The organism is Lactobacillus sp. PV037 (assembly GCF_014522345.1).
Taxonomy (GTDB): domain Bacteria; phylum Bacillota; class Bacilli; order Lactobacillales; family Lactobacillaceae; genus Lactobacillus.
Genome location: NZ_CP041986.1, coordinates 1 through 14,130, shown reverse-complemented (window position 1 = coordinate 14,130; position 14,130 = coordinate 1). Strand labels below are relative to the sequence as shown.

General features: G+C 33.4%; 18 protein-coding genes. 4 read left to right on the top strand and 14 right to left on the bottom strand.

The features are described 5' to 3' along the window. Positions 1 to 105 precede the first annotated feature (105 nt). From FP435_RS00545 to FP435_RS00505, 9 genes are all read right to left on the bottom strand, one after another. A complete protein-coding gene (locus FP435_RS00545) occupies positions 106 to 444 on the bottom strand; it encodes a single-stranded DNA-binding protein (RefSeq protein WP_265482852.1) in 339 nt (112 codons plus the stop codon). 20 nt (positions 445 to 464) lie between these two features. Beyond that, on the bottom strand, positions 465 to 1,298 hold the full coding sequence (locus FP435_RS00540) for a tyrosine-type recombinase/integrase (protein WP_265482851.1): 834 nt from the start codon (positions 1,296 to 1,298) through the stop codon (positions 465 to 467). Between the two features lie 23 nt (positions 1,299 to 1,321). Beyond that, positions 1,322 to 1,471, bottom strand: a complete 150-nt coding sequence (locus tag FP435_RS00535) for a YvrJ family protein (protein WP_265482850.1) — start codon at positions 1,469 to 1,471, stop codon at positions 1,322 to 1,324. A gap of 248 nt (positions 1,472 to 1,719) precedes the next feature. Then, positions 1,720 to 1,953: a DUF2922 domain-containing protein gene (locus tag FP435_RS00530; RefSeq protein WP_265482849.1), complete on the bottom strand. Its 234-nt coding sequence runs from the start codon at positions 1,951 to 1,953 to the stop codon at positions 1,720 to 1,722. A gap of 20 nt (positions 1,954 to 1,973) precedes the next feature. Next, on the bottom strand, positions 1,974 to 2,192 hold the full coding sequence (locus FP435_RS00525; protein WP_265482848.1) for a hypothetical protein: 219 nt from the start codon (positions 2,190 to 2,192) through the stop codon (positions 1,974 to 1,976). Positions 2,193 to 2,417: 225 nt separating this feature from the next. After that, a complete protein-coding gene (locus FP435_RS00520) occupies positions 2,418 to 3,005 on the bottom strand; it encodes a tyrosine-type recombinase/integrase (protein WP_265482847.1) in 588 nt (195 codons plus the stop codon). Positions 3,006 to 3,117: 112 nt separating this feature from the next. Beyond that, entirely contained in the window at positions 3,118 to 4,314 is a 1,197-nt protein-coding gene (locus FP435_RS00515) for an ATP-binding protein (RefSeq protein ID WP_265482846.1), read from the bottom strand. 17 nt (positions 4,315 to 4,331) lie between these two features. Continuing rightward, entirely contained in the window at positions 4,332 to 4,889 is a 558-nt protein-coding gene (locus FP435_RS00510; protein ID WP_265482845.1) for a hypothetical protein, read from the bottom strand. A 29-nt stretch (positions 4,890 to 4,918) separates the two neighbouring features. Beyond that, the gene (locus tag FP435_RS00505) at positions 4,919 to 5,974 is read right to left on the bottom strand and encodes a replication initiator protein A (protein ID WP_265482844.1); all 1,056 of its coding nucleotides are present in this window, start codon (positions 5,972 to 5,974) and stop codon (positions 4,919 to 4,921) included. A gap of 304 nt (positions 5,975 to 6,278) precedes the next feature. Between FP435_RS00505 and FP435_RS00500 the strand changes: the two genes are divergently transcribed. Both FP435_RS00500 and FP435_RS00495 read left to right on the top strand, forming a co-directional pair. Continuing rightward, the gene (locus FP435_RS00500; protein WP_265482843.1) at positions 6,279 to 6,464 is read left to right on the top strand and encodes a hypothetical protein; all 186 of its coding nucleotides are present in this window, start codon (positions 6,279 to 6,281) and stop codon (positions 6,462 to 6,464) included. After that, on the top strand, positions 6,431 to 7,501 hold the full coding sequence (locus tag FP435_RS00495; protein ID WP_265482859.1) for a DNA cytosine methyltransferase: 1,071 nt from the start codon (positions 6,431 to 6,433) through the stop codon (positions 7,499 to 7,501). Before FP435_RS00500 ends, FP435_RS00495 begins: the two co-directional genes overlap by 34 nt. Positions 7,502 to 7,636: 135 nt before the next feature. Here the strand turns inward: FP435_RS00495 and FP435_RS00490 are convergent, their stop codons facing one another. Beyond that, positions 7,637 to 8,491 carry a hypothetical protein gene (locus FP435_RS00490; RefSeq protein WP_265482858.1) on the bottom strand — a complete coding sequence of 285 codons (855 nt, stop codon included), beginning with the start codon at positions 8,489 to 8,491 and terminating at the stop codon, positions 7,637 to 7,639. 1 nt (position 8,492) lies between these two features. Beyond that, positions 8,493 to 8,699 carry a helix-turn-helix domain-containing protein gene (locus FP435_RS00485; protein ID WP_265482857.1) on the bottom strand — a complete coding sequence of 69 codons (207 nt, stop codon included), beginning with the start codon at positions 8,697 to 8,699 and terminating at the stop codon, positions 8,493 to 8,495. A 234-nt stretch (positions 8,700 to 8,933) separates the two neighbouring features. Here FP435_RS00485 and FP435_RS00480 point away from each other — a divergent pair, with 234 nt between their 5' ends. Further along, positions 8,934 to 9,893: a hypothetical protein gene (locus tag FP435_RS00480; RefSeq protein ID WP_265482856.1), complete on the top strand. Its 960-nt coding sequence runs from the start codon at positions 8,934 to 8,936 to the stop codon at positions 9,891 to 9,893. Between the two features lie 334 nt (positions 9,894 to 10,227). After that, the gene (locus tag FP435_RS00475) at positions 10,228 to 11,127 is read left to right on the top strand and encodes a DNA/RNA non-specific endonuclease (protein ID WP_265482860.1); all 900 of its coding nucleotides are present in this window, start codon (positions 10,228 to 10,230) and stop codon (positions 11,125 to 11,127) included. 142 nt (positions 11,128 to 11,269) lie between these two features. Here the strand turns inward: FP435_RS00475 and FP435_RS00470 are convergent, their stop codons facing one another. The 3 genes from FP435_RS00470 to FP435_RS00460 form a co-directional block, all read right to left on the bottom strand. Next, on the bottom strand, positions 11,270 to 12,046 hold the full coding sequence (locus FP435_RS00470; protein WP_265482855.1) for a hypothetical protein: 777 nt from the start codon (positions 12,044 to 12,046) through the stop codon (positions 11,270 to 11,272). Positions 12,047 to 12,276: 230 nt separating this feature from the next. After that, complete coding sequence (locus tag FP435_RS00465) at positions 12,277 to 13,020, bottom strand: LysM peptidoglycan-binding domain-containing protein (protein WP_265482854.1); 744 nt, start codon at positions 13,018 to 13,020, stop codon at positions 12,277 to 12,279. After that, complete coding sequence (locus FP435_RS00460) at positions 13,017 to 14,009, bottom strand: replication initiation factor domain-containing protein (protein ID WP_265482853.1); 993 nt, start codon at positions 14,007 to 14,009, stop codon at positions 13,017 to 13,019. Before FP435_RS00460 ends, FP435_RS00465 begins: the two co-directional genes overlap by 4 nt. Positions 14,010 to 14,130 lie beyond the last annotated feature (121 nt).

Sequence of the window (14,130 nt, the reverse complement as noted above, 5' to 3'; positions counted from 1 at the left end):
GCAGGAAAAGCCTGCCTGCTTTTCCTTTCTTTAAGTGTAAGGTTTTATGCTGTCAATTCCTTAATGCTCGAAATGCGTGCATTTCTGCGCTTATCATTGACAGCTTTAGAAAGGAACCTCTTCTTCCGCTGGTGTAGCTACATTAGGGTCATGTAAAAAATGAGCAGCATGTGCAATTACAGTATGATAGTACTTAGTTTCTTGATTTTGAGTAGTTGAACTTACTTGAAGACGTCCTTGTACTAAAACTTGGCGTCCTTTACCACAATATTGGTTCATCGCTGAAGCCAATTTATCAAAAGCAACGCATCTGATGAAATCAGCTTCTTTTTTATCGTTCCTACGTGGTACAGCAACAGTAAACCATGCATAATCACGCCCTCCGGAGCTTTTCTTAATTTCAGGTGCATGTGTCAATCTACCTAATAGCTTAATGTCATTCATTTTCGTTTCTCCTTTAAAAATTAAATTGTTGCAGATATATCTTTTAAGTCAGCGATGGCTGAGTTCGCATAGTGAGCTGTCATACTAAGGCTTTTGTGTCCTAGTAAAACTTGAGTTGTAGTCATTGGCACTCCTTTTTCTGTTAAAAGAGCTGCATAGGTGTGTCTAAGTAAGTGACACTTAAAAGGTATTCCTGTTTTCTTAGCGAAGTCAGTGGCATACCACTGTAAAGTCCTTTTTGAGACTCTAAAAAGTGGGCGCGAGTCTAATTCCAACTCTTCTCGATACTTCCACACCACTTGTGCAGGTACTTGCTCAGTAATTGGAATACACCGATCACTACCCCATTTGGCTTCGTGAATATCAATATAGACAGATTTTCCTCTTAAAGTGACATCTGTTGGTCTAAGATGTGCTGCTTCACCCACTCGACAGCCAGTGCCCATCATAAGGTAAAAAGCAGCTCTGATATTTTCTTGTAAGCCATCAATGTAAGATGTGAAAATTTTTATTTCTTCATCACTTAGTCTAGATATTTTTTGAACAACCACTTTAGGATAGTGTTGCTTAACATCTAGATTTTCACGTAAGCCCTCTTTGACGCTCCAATTAATAAGTACGCTAAACGTCGATAATTTATTTTTTATTGTTTGATTTTTTTGCCCTTTTTTAATTAAAAAATGAACAAATGTTGATATATCAGTATTTTCTAACGTTAAAAAATTTAGCTTTTCTTGATTAAAATAATCTCCAAGTTCTTCAAGTCGACTTCTATATTCTCGAAGCGTACCTTTAGCGCACCCCTCTAATTCCTTATCTTCCAGGAACTTTTCGCATATTTCTCTAAATTGCATAAATATAAAAATTGGTCGTGTGTCTACACACGATCCTCGCTTTTAGTCTCAGAAAGACGCATGATTGCAGCTGTTAGCCCATCTAGCTTACTTTCAATACGAATTATAAGCATAAGAGCAATAACCACGCCTGACGCCTGTTCTAAGACATATTTCATGATTTCTTGTGTCATCTATTTAGCCTTTCTAATGATGTCACCCATGTTTATAGAGCAAACTTTGCAAAGGTCTAAAGATCCCGTTAGCATCGCAGAGCTGTCTGCATGTTTGACATCCAAGCGATAAACTACATCTTTTACTCTCTTACAAAGTTCACACTTTCGATAGACTGGATGAGCATAGCTTACTAATTCTAAATATTTATCCATCATCTTCTCCTAAACAAAAAGAGGGAGGGATTTCTCCCCTCCCTCAAGCAACATTATTCGGCTTTGTTGCTAAAGATAGCGTCAGATTGAGTAGTGTAGTACTTCGCACCAACAACACCAACAAACTTGTTTACACCATCTTTCATAAATGCACCTGCTGCTACGATTTCATCCATAGCAGCCTTTACAGTATCTTCAGGTAAATCTACCTTAGGGTTAGCAATTGAAAGATTAGTATTCTTGCCTTCACCGTTGACAAAGGTTAATTTTAAAACTTTTGTTGCCATTCTTATTCCTCCTCTTTAAATTAGTCTTCTAAAAAGCTACCATTAGTTACTTCAGTCATGTTAACAGCAGTAATTTCACCGTTAATTAACTTGTCTAAAGCTTTAACTACTTGCATCACTTGGTCATTAGTGGCTTCTTTTGCCAAGTTAGATAATGAAACGCTAGTTTCCTTGGTAGCCCCCTCTTTTACATACTTGACACCTAATTTTCTTGATCCAAATACAGTTTCCAACTTCATTAAATTTTCCTCCTCAATAATTTTAAATTTGTGAGAAAGTAAAATTGCACAAAAAAAGCAATGATACTTTCTCACCGCATTGGTCTCTTCATCGTGATGTCATCATTGCTTAATTCATTTCAAATGTATAAAAGTGTTCTTTCTTGATGTAAATTAATTATATCTAATATCAACTAAAATAACAATATTATAATTAAATATATTTGTTTTATGTAATTTTGTTATTTATTCAAAATTGATAGTATCCAGAATCTTTTCTTTACTTACTTGATCTAAACCCAAGTACTTCAAAGTCATTTCTTCACTTGAATGATTTAAAAGACTCATCACAAGTCCAATATTATAGTGACTTTGTTCATATACCATATAAGCTCCTGTTTTGCGCATGGTATGAGTTCCAAGATAGGGAATACTTAAAAGGTCTCCGACTTTGGCCATAACTTTATAGTACTGCTTTTCAGTAATATGCCTATCAGGGTGTCTAATTGAGGGAAAAAGCCACTCCGAATCTATATTTTCTTTTTGTAGCCAATCTAGATACTTCTTTAAGTCTTCCTCTACAGGTCTTAAGTAAAGAGTATTGGCTTTCCTAGTCTTCTTATCGACAATATATGCATTTCTTTTAATAGTTCCATCCTCTTCAAAAATTTGGGAACGTCTAAGAGCCAATACATCACTAACTCGAAGTAGGGTGGCTTTACCTACTTGAAAGATAGTATAGTTTCGCCTTCCAACTTTGAAATTATTCAGTAAAGTATCTTGGACCTGATGAAGAATATTTTTATCTTTAATCGGTAGTACTAGCTGTTTCATTTTAATTAATCCTATCTTATGGGTTAGGTCTATTTATGCTTAAAACATAAAAATAGACCCTTATTTATTAATCATAAAATAAGAGTCTTGATTTATCAATATTCTTTAGGGGTTATTTATTAGAAATAGACCCTAGCTTATTTTCCTTTAAATATTCATTAATAAATTCACTTACTTTTGCTTCTTTGCATAACCTATAAATGTATTCTTCTTGGGCTTCGTAAGCATTGGTACCAAAATCAAAGTTTATTAATGAATTGCATTGGTTTAATTCTTCTTTAGTGGGAATACATTTCTCTTTAATACTATCTTTTTTCCTAGATAATTCTTCTAGTACCTTATTCTTTTGGGCCTGATTATCGAAAATAACTACTCTTTGAAAGAGTTTTTCTTTTTCAAAGTAATCCGGGGAAAGTTCATAATGTTTTTTAGAAATAAATAATTGTTCAAGTAAATACTCATAAGATTCTCTTATAAAATATTGAAAAGTTAGTACTTCCCTTTCATTTGGCGGCACAACTCCTAAAATTGGTACTACAGTAAAAAATCTGAACTTATCCATATAAACACCTAATGAGTCAAATATAGTGTTGTTTTTATATTGTAATAATATTTTACTCCAATGCACCTTTGAACTACTTTGCCCCAAACTATAAGATTGAACTTGGTCCCTAGCTATTTCTTCATCTTTAATATAGATACAATAATCTGGATCTATCGTATACAGCAATCTTGGTTCATCACCTCCAAAATATTCCCAATTACCTATATCTTTTAATTTAACTCTATACTTTTCTTTAATTGGTAGTTCTAACCCAAACCGTTTCTTCCATAGTCGTTCTACCTGATAGTCACTAGCTGATTTATTAATAGGAGTATTAGTATCATTTTCTCGTACAAAAATTTGTCCAGCGTGAATTGGTCTTCTTGATCCCTTTGGGTGTTTATCCTCAGTGAGGTAAACAGGAACATCTGATGTATCTTTGATTACAATAATATCTATTTCATGATTTTCAATGGTTAAAGTCTCAACAACTACTTTAGGTACCTGAGAGTTAGCAATAGGTAATTGATGAAGATAATCCGTAATTTTTTGAGTATTAAGACGATTTTCATCATCTTCAACTCCTACTATATTTCTGTCATCATCAACGCCAATTATTAAGTAGCAATCTTCATGATGTACAGTATTTACAAAACTAAAAATATCTTTTATAAATTCACTTTTATCATTCGAAGAGTACCACTGCTGTTTAAAGTCATGGTATTCGTCTTCTGGTTTGGTTAATACCTTTTCAATATTTTTCATATTCTATCCTCGGTAATTTATTTTTTTCTAAAATGTCTCTTGAACCATCCTTTATGTTCATATTCTTCTTTAACGACGTCTTCACGTTCACTTTTAACGTTAGATTCACTGTTAGTTTCTTCCTTATCCTGTTTAGGCTTGTCCAACAGGTTTAGCGTCTGTGCATTAGTAGTTAATTTAGTTAAAGAAGCTATCTGTCCATCTTTAACAGCAAGCTGTTCCTTCATATCTTCGTAAGCCTTATCAGATGTCTTAATCGTTTCCTTTAAAGAAGCTATAGTTTCATCCTTAGAAGCCACCACTTGCTCGTATTGCTGTTTCTGAGCTTCTAACTGTTTTTTTAACGTTAAAATATAATCATCTTTACTAAAACCATGATTTTGAGCCTCAGATTGGGATTTTGGATTACTCAATTCAGATTTTAACGCGTTAAAATCTGTTAAGTTATAGAGCTCTCTTTTACCTGATTTTTTAACAGGTGTGATTTTTTTGCGATCAATAAAGCGAGAGACCCTCATGGCATTAGTGCCTAGTTTTTCAGCTATTTTAGACTTTGATAATATTTTATTTTCCATAATTAACACCTTTTTAACGTTAATTAACGTTAACTATTTTTGTTATCATCTTTTCTATTGATAAGTATTTCATTTTGCCAGTAACCAAACAAGTTCTTCATTGAAATGTATAAATAATTCTTGGGATTTTTAATTTCACCTTTTTTCGTTGTTCGCATTTTATTGAAATATCTTCTAAGAGCATTAGTGGTTTTTTCTTTTAACTCATCATCGTAATCTTCAAAGTTTAGTTTATGAGTTCCTAATTGTTCTATAGCTTCCTCTCTACTATCATTAGCAGCATTTAAAATGGTGCTAATGCATTCAGATACTTCTTGAGGTGTTCTGAACCACATCTTAATTAGGTCTAAAGATTCTTTATTTAAGAACATAGGCATTGAAGAATTTGTATTCAAGAATTCATCTAAATGATTTAATAAATCTTCGTTTTGTTTTCTAACCAATTCTTTGGGATATTTTTGTGATGAAAAATCCCAAGTTTGAGTATCTTTCATAGTATCTTTTATAGTATCTGAATTATTCTTATCTTTATATGGTTTAGTTTTTAAACCTCCGTTTGGCTCTAAGGTTGATGCTTGATTGTTGCAATTTTCACAATCACTACTTTCTTGATTTGACGGGATTTCTTTATTTTTTGACCGAGGTTTGATTTTTAAACCTCCGCTTATATCAAGGCTTTGCGCTTGTGAAGTTTGTGAAATTAAATCCTCGGCAACGTATTCTGGCTGTAAAAGATAAAATTTATCAGGTAAATTTTTTTGTGACTTTGGATCAAAACCTTGTTTTTCAATTTCTAATAAATCAAGATTAATTAAATCTTTTTTGATGGAAATTGCCTTATTTTTTCCAACATGAAGAAGCTCTCTTAGTTGTTCAATGGTAAATATCACGTACACGTCTCCTTTAGCGTCTATCCATTGATTTGAGAGCGAGTATCTATATCTATCTTTGATGAGCATATAAGCTACGCGAGCGTCATTAGATAGATTCTCATACTTCTGATTTTCTAATAAAAATTTGGGAAATTTCCAAAACAGTTCCGCATTTATTTGCGTCGCACTGTATCTTTTGTTTTTGTCAGACATAAAAAATACCTCCAGTGCTCTTACGAACTCTGAAGGTTTAAAATTCTAGACTAAATAATATTATAATTCTACCAAAGTAGAGATTAAGTATGTTGAAAATTGGTAGTATTTTGGTATAATACTTTTAGACATAGAAAAACACATCAAAGTTCGTTTCCAGGGTTCCAATCTGATACGAGCTTTTTTTGTTTATATAAATATAATACCATAAAGGCACAAGGAACTTTAAAGTAAATTAAATAAAAACTGGCCTTTTATTTCTATTTAGGTTATTATTTGTAAGTAATCAAATGGAGGTCATAGTATGCGTAAAAAATTTGTATCTGCTTCAAAATTGTCAAAAAACGAGGTAAAAAGAGTACTTTTAACTAAAATTAAGGAAGAACAAAACAAAATATTCGATGAGGAAAAGGATGACTTATTAAATAAAGTAGTGAACAAAAAAATAAAGCTAATATGGTTAGTTTATTTTCAGGTGCTGGCGGATTAGATTTAGGGTTAGAATTAGCAGGATTAGATGCAACTGAAGGAAAAGAATATACGAATAATATCTTAAAATCAAAAAATTTATATTTTGAAAATCGCACAAAGAGTATTTTTCATATATCTTATTCAAATGATAATTTTAAAGAGGCTAATGAAACATATGCCGAAATGTTTTCAGATGATGTAGTGAAAAATGACAAAGATATTAGAAAAATTGCACATTTTCCTGAATGTCAAATTATGGCAGGAGGATTCCCTTGTCCAGGATTTTCTGCAGCAGGACCCAGATTAATAGATGACCCTCGCAATTTTTTGTATGTACATTACATTAGAGCGTTGTTAGAAACGCAACCAGCATTCTTTGTAGGTGAAAATGTTAAAGGGCTACTAACTTTGGCTAAAGGTGAAGTGTTTAAACAGTTACTAGAAGATTTTTCATCTGCTGGATATGAAGTTAAAGCATTCTTAGTTAATTCAAGAGATTATGGTGTACCACAATTACGTGAAAGGGTAATTTTGATAGGTACAAACATAAAGAAGGTTAAAGAAAAATACGATTGGGAATATAAACTACCAGAACCAACTAATGGTGATAATTTGTTGACCAACCCATATGTAACTTTAAAAGATGCTATTGGGGATTTACCGGAAAATCCAGATGATGTATTTGAAGGAAGCTTTTCTTCAATGTATATGTCACGTAATAGAAAGAAAAAATGGAATGAACAGTCATTTACTATTCAAGCTTCAGGTCGTCAGGCTCCGTTATGGCCTGGTGGAGAACCAATGATTAAGGTTGGTAAAGATAAATGGAAATTTCAGGGAGATAAAAATAGAAGATTAAGTGTTAAAGAAATATCTAGAATACAAACATTTCCAGATTGGTTCAAATTTACTGGTGGAGAAACGGCTAAAAGTAAAAATGGATATTTAGATAAAAAGTATAAACAAATAGGTAATGCAGTTCCTGTAGAATTATCTAGAAAAGTTATGTATCCAATTGCTAAATTCTTTGTAGATCACCCAGAAATGACTGAATAAAAATAAAAAAGTTGATGTATCAAAGTCTGAAGTACCTCACAATTGTTAGACATATGTCTAACAATTGTGAGGTACTTCAGTTTATAAAACCAAGATTATCAACTTTTTTATTTTAATAATTTGTCTAGACTATTCTTATTTTGATTTACGTGGAATTATAATGTTATAGTTCTTTTCTAAATCATCAAGAACAAAATTATGAGTTAGCATAGGTCGGCTTAGCACAGGAGAAACAGTTTTATATGTACCTAATTTTGTAAGTTCTGACATGGTTGTAATAGTTGTTGGGACATCAAGCTTCTTGTAAGGAACAAAGCGAGTATAAATATTCTTCCCTCTGTTACTTCCTTCTGTCATGGGATTAATAGGTCTAACAGCAATATCAAATTCTCCAATTTCATTTAAAATATTTTTAACCGTTAGCTCTTCTAAGGAAGATATTAATTCATCAGCACTATCAATTGCACCATGGTCAGTAATAAGTAATGTGTTAGCTGTATTAGTACCATTTCCTTTACCTTTAGCAATTGTAAGAATATCTTCATTGCTAAAAACTTCATTAAAACCTAATTTAGTTTTTCCAGATCTTTTACCAAAATTAACACTTACACCAACAAAAGGCTTTTTGTCCCATGTTGGGTCATCTTTTATATTGTTTGCCCATTGGGTTATGGCTACTGTTAGCTTATCAAAAATTTGTTTTCCAAAAACATTGACCATCTTAATGTGACCATACCAATTACCATAGTAATCTGCATTAGGTTTTTTTACAGATATTTTTAATGGTTCTGAGTTTTTCAAAGTAACAAGTATGTCTGTTTTATTGTCGGGACTTGAAGCCCCAATATCCTCTGCCTTTAAAATTATGGCACCAGGTCTAACTCCAAGGTTTACTAACCATTGAGGTAAATTGTTGGGAAGAGAGGAACCTTTTAATTTATTTATGCTTAAAGCTACATTTTGTTCAACTCTGTCATAATCTTTGGTCATATTATACTCCTTTAAAAAAATCTTCGAATGTAATATCAAAGCCTTTAATGATTTTCTCAAGGTTATTTATAGATATATTTCTGTTCCCTAGCTCTACATCTGCAAAGTAAGATCTATCCATATTGATTTTCATAGCAAATTTTTCTTGACTTAAACCTGTTTGTGCACGTAATTCTTTAATACGGTTTCCTATCCATTGATTCATCATAAAAGCTCCCTTTAGTTTATAAATATCCAATGTAGTTAATTATTTATCAACGGACTATAAGCAACAAAAAGAACGCTCATATTTTATGAGCGCTCTTTTTTGATTTCCACCTACCAGTTCCACCAATTGCGTTGTTAACGTTATTTATTTTTTGCACATTGGAAGATAATAAATTGAATAACAATAGAGGTGCTACACTAAGAATGCATAAATTATTTTGAGGAGAAATTGATAATGAATAAAAACATTAAAATTAGTGCTATTGCTGCTACTTTATTAGCAGTAGCACCTGTTGCAAGTTCTGTAGTAAATAATTCCACTACTTCTAGCGTTGTTCAAGCTGCAAAGAAAAAGAGTACAAAGAAAAAAGTTGTAAAACATAAAAAAGCAAAAAAGGTAAAGAAAACCGTAACTCCTAAGAAAACAAAGAAAGCTACAAAAAGTAGTAAAAAGGTGGTTAACCATACAGCAGATTATAATTACAAACATGCAGATGCTATTATTCCTAAAAAAGATATAAAGTTAGCTGGTAAATTTAAAACGGATCCGACCGGAAAAAGAAAAGCATATCAAACACTTAAAGCTGGTCAAATGTACGATCTAAAATCTTTGGATGGCCACTCATCTTATGACACAGAATGGTATCATAAAGGAAAATATTATATTGAGATAGACGAGGATGATAAGGATGGATTATATTCTAATGTAGAATTTAATGCCGCAGATGTGACCCCTTATAACTTGAAGAACGATAAAACCGCAAAAAAGTATAGAGACGCTTATAAAAAGTTTGAAAAGAAAGTAAATACAGCTACTGAAGTTATGGCCTTTAAATTAAAAAAAGATGCTACAGTATATTTTGATACTGAAGATATAAAAGTAGCTAATAGTCCTCTCTATTCCGATGAAGATGATAATGATGATATGACTGAAATCTTAACGCCGTTAACTAATATATCGTCACAAGAAAAGCAGACTGTTAAAAAGAATAAAATTGTACAGGTTTCGCGTCTTGGTGGCGTAAAATTAATTGTTAAATATAATGGTAAATACTATTATGCGGTAGCCGCTTACCGATCCCAGCATCGTCATGAAAATGAGATCACTACCTATATACCAGCAGATAGTGTAACTTTTACTAAAATAAAAGATGCGGATTATGATCCACGTGTATCAAAATACAATTTTGATTAAATTCTAAAAAGATGAACCTTAAATTTAGGGTTCATCTTTTTATGTAGCCGATAAAGTTCATACAATGTTGTAAAGAATATCCCCATATCCCCACAACTTGCGTTGGCTACGGCTTCGGGGGCACGGAAGACGGCGCAGCCGACTGAAGCCCCGAAGGCTAGACATAAGCTACCAAAGTGGGGATATGGGTATAATAAAAATTTCTAATTTAAAAATGCTATAATTAATTTTTGTCTGATATTAATGTATAGTGAAAGGAATTTTTATTTTGAAAATACATGGATTAAGAAAAATTGTAACATCTTTAGTGGTCTCTTTAGGATTAGCTACTACCTTGGGAGTTTCTGCAAACAATACACCCCAAGTTCAAGCAAAGAGCTACAGTACAAGCTCTTTATCCAGTCTTAATTACTCTAAAGATGAAATTGTAACTGTAAATAACAATAAGCCTAGTTTTTCAGCTGCAACTAAGAGTAAAAGCCACGGTGCATGGCAAAAATTCAGCGAATTAGATACTTTAAACCGTGCTCACACTGCAAATGCACTTTTAAATAAAAAGTTAATGCCAACAACAATGCGTTCAGCTTTAACTTGGAATCCGACTGGCTGGCACAATAAACGTATTAAGAGTGGTTGGCTTTATAATCGCTCACATTTAATCGGCTACCAACTTACTGGAGAAAATAACAATCCTCGTAACTTAATCACTGGGACTCGTGAATTAAACGATCCTAATATGCTTAAATACGAAAATAAGGTAGCCACTTATATCAAGGCTTCAAATAAGCACTACATCCGCTACCGAGTAACCCCAATTTACAAAGGAAACAACCTTTTAGCAAGTGGTGTTCAAATGGAAGCTCAATCCATTGGTGATAACAGCGTCCACTTTAATGTTTATATCTTTAATGTTCAACCAGGAATGGTTTTAAACTATAAAGATGGAACCAGTAAGGTAGGAAAAAGTGTTACTACTAAAAAGAAAACTACTGTAGTTAAACATAAGAAAACAACTACCAAGAAAAAATCTGCTACTAAAAAGACAAAAACAAGAGTAATTCATAATGTGGCAAACAGAATTAGCACTGCCAGATACACAGTAGTAGGTAATAAAAGATCAAAAATTTATCATGTTATGAGTGGTCAAAATTACCACATGAGCTCAAGTAATGCAGTTTACTTTTCCTCAGAAGCTGCTGCAAAACGTGCAGGTTATAGAAAATCACTAAGATAAATATTAAATTAACAATCAAAAAGAACCCCTTCAGTCAACGGTCTCTCAAGCGCTCTTCAGACGACAAGTCGTCTTCCGTCTAGCGCTTAGCGAGCCCAAATCCTTTTAGGGGTTCTTTTTGATTATCGTCTACTGTCTCGTATTAATATCCAATAATTTTATGTGATACTTCATTCATTACTTCTTCAGGTATCGAGTTAATTTCTACTGTGTACATCTTATTTAAGCGTGGATTGTAAAGACCTAATTTTTTAATATCTTTAAACAATTCAGTGTGAATTGAGTGGTTCCCCATGAGATAATATACCAAGATTTGTAAGGTATGTTTAGTGGTTGGCTCTGTCTTTGACACTTTAAAGTCCCATAGAGTATCTTTAGTTAAATAATCACCATCACCTGTTGAAATAATATCTGTGTACCCACCTTCAAAAGTAAAACCATCCTTTGTAATTGGTCCATACTTTTTCCAAAAGACCAAACTTCGATTAATCATAGTTATAATATTTTCTATTGTAGATTTATCTGGATTAATTTCTTCTACCGGCTTATAACCCATTATTCCTGCTCTGTAACACACATCGTATCCTACTATTTTACAAGCAGCAATAATAGAATCTTTATCAAGGCCTTTAATATTTTTTAGTAATGCTAGTGCATTTTGAAGTTCTACTTTACCTTCTGTCCATGAATCTAAGGCCATAGCTCCATTTATAGAAATAGAAAAAGCCTCTTTTTTTGGAGTGCCCATCATAAATCTTGTCATATAGTCGACAACAAGACCAACTAGACTTGCATGGATATTTTCTTTTTCATTCAAAGAAATATTATCTTCAAACTGTGTTGCAGTTAAGGCTTTTTTATTTACATATCCACCTCGTGGTTGTTTAACCTTACTAATCCTTTTAGTAACTGAATACATCTTTTTCCCTCCATTAGTAATCACCTACAATTATAATTATAGAACTTAGGCTTATTAAGACATCAAAAACCGCCTATTTTGTTCAATAGGCGGTTGTAGCAGATGGAGATAAAATAAAAGCCCCCTGAAAGGATTGGGGCTCGCTAAGCGCTAAACGGAAGACAGCTTGCTGTCTGGAGAGCGCTTGAGAGACCCTCAACTGTAAGGGGGCTTTTATTTTATAAAGTATTTTAAGAGAGTTTTATCTCTTGTCCTGGTACTATCAGAGTTGAGTACGTTGCATTATTGATTTGAAGCAATTTTGGCAACCAAATACCATGTCTAGTCGCAATTGTAACCCATGTGTCACCTGGCTGGCTGATATATTTACTTTCTAAGGACAGCTGATATTCCTGCTCTCCTGTATAAAAGCCATAAAAGTCATATCCTAGGGCTAGATGCTCTTTTTCAAAGGTATTTGTATAAATCCAAGTTCCGGCTTTTTCAATTCCTGAGTTGAGTTTATTTTCGTTGAAGCTTGTGACATTTAAGGTAGGTGGTAAATCTTCGATTTTAAATTCACCACTATCTAAGTCTTTCTTGTCAATTGCAATCCCAATATTTTCTTCAGGAACAATCCCAGCAAGGTAATTCACTAGCTGGTTTATTCGTCTAGCTTTATCTTTAACTTCTTTATTTGATACAAGCTTCACAGTCAGCTTCATAGTACGTTTTAAGTGAAGTTCAAAGCAGGCTTCTAAAAAGTACTTTGTATCAAAAATTGGAGAAGATAAGTCCGTTTGGATGCATGGGTGAAGCCGTAATCCTGCTTTTCTGATTAATGAAGCATGATGACTTCCTGCTAAAAGCCTCCCCTTGGTAGCACTGATAGGAACTACTAAGTCTTTAACTCCTGCTTTTAAAAGTTTTTGATATTTTTCTGGACCGCTTGGAGTATCTGAAAAAGTCCAAGCAATTTTTGGATATGTTGTCATGTTAATTGTCCTTTATAAATATTTATTGCGTCTATATGGCGACGTGAGAGACGGTGAGCACCTTTAGCAATAACTTGTCTAAGCCAGTGTAAATCACCTTCGTGGGCTTTTAAAATCGCAGCTAGCGAAGGGCCAATTTGCTTTTCTACCCATGCTGCCATATCTTCGATTGATTTACTTTCTTTTTTCACAGTCAGTTGCAAGCTCTCAACTTCTTGAAGAAAGGATTCCCACCAAGGAGCTGTTGGCCAGCGAGATTTATTACTATCAGTTGAAGGTGTTAAAAAGCGTAAGTATTGCTTTAAAGTGCCTTTTAAGGCATCTCCTACAGGTAGTCCATGCATGAGGTGCTCTACTAGCTTCTTAGCTCTTTCCTTACGATAGACCACTTCTAGACGAGTCCAAGCTCCAGGTACTTCGTCTTCTTCCGAATTTGCTTTTCTTTCTAGTGTCTTATCGTAAATCCTGCAGAAAAGGTCAGATGCTTGTGAGCCAAAATACATGGTTCTGCCCAAGAAGTTTCCAGTAGATGTTTGACGTGAATTAATTTCGTCCCATTTACTCCACCTAGAAGTAAAATTTCTAGCTAGGGCTGCCTTATTTATACAGTTGTAGCTGATAATCTGCGACTTATAGTCATCAACTGCTAGGTCAATCCTGGAAAAATTTACGTGTGGCAGTAAGTACAAGGTAGCAATCAACTTAAGCAAATCTCCATTTACAGAAAATTGGCGACACCCTTGACCTGTAATCATCACATGAACTCCTGCTTTTTTGTCTATTTTAGAGGTTTCTGTGACTTTATCTGTTTTAGCACTAAACATAATAAAAATACTTCCACTATTCCATTTGAGTTGATGACGGTAGCCAAACCTTCCCTTTGAAAGTAGGGTCAACTCTGAAAAATCTAAATCTAAAATTTTAAGAGTTTCTTTCAAAGACACTTCTAGGAGAGTAAATTCCACCCAGTCAAAAATTACTGATAGCATGTATTAAACACCTTTTACATCTTTTCTTGTATTTATTACCCCCCTATTAGTAGAGGGGGGTAATACAAAATTACATCTTTCTTTTCCTGGGGCTTTGCCCCAAACCCCACACTCGCCGTGA